Source organism: Vibrio sp. 811 (assembly GCF_033339195.1).
In genome coordinates this window covers 1-627 of record NZ_JAWOUB010000546.1, presented here as the reverse complement: position 1 = coordinate 627, position 627 = coordinate 1, and the positions used below count along the sequence as shown (strand labels likewise).

The 627-nt window shown below is 49.6% G+C and carries 1 protein-coding gene; it reads right to left on the bottom strand.

From position 1 onward, the window contains the following. Nucleotides 1-627: response regulator (locus R7Q46_RS28010; RefSeq protein ID WP_318078413.1), on the bottom strand; the 627-nt coding region annotated here is incomplete at both ends.

Sequence of the window (627 nt, the reverse complement as noted above, 5' to 3'; positions counted from 1 at the left end):
CGACTCGATTGAGCACCGAGCGTAATTTGAGCGGCTTAACTGGTTTGGCAATAAAGCTGAAACCGTTCGCTTTGATGCCTTCCATCATATCGTCAGTACGGTCAGCACTGATGATCACCCCTTCAAAACGATTCCCCAGACGCAAACGACACTGTTGCAACACTTCTAACCCCGTACGTCCATTATCCAATCGATAATCAGAGAAAATGACGTCTGGCACCCAATCGCCTTCGAGCGCTTGTAAGCTTTCGACGAGATCCGTCGCAACCCGTATGTCACACCCCCAACGAGAGAGCAGATTTTCCATTCCGACCAAAATGTCAGGTTCGTTATCGACACACAGAATTCGCAAGTGGCACAACTCCGATTGAGGACTGGTCTCGACTTTCGCAGGGTGTGGCTGAACGTGATGAGCCTTATCCAAGGTTATCGAGAACACGCTGCCTTTACCAAACCACGAACGCATTGAAATTTCGTGCCCCAACACCTGCGCAATCCCTTTGGAAATCGCCAAGCCTAATCCCAAACCTTGATCGGAGCGCACTTGCGTTCCGCGATTAAACTCTTCGAAAATTTCCTGCTGTTTTTCTTCCTCGATGCCCATGCCGTTATCCCACACATCAATGC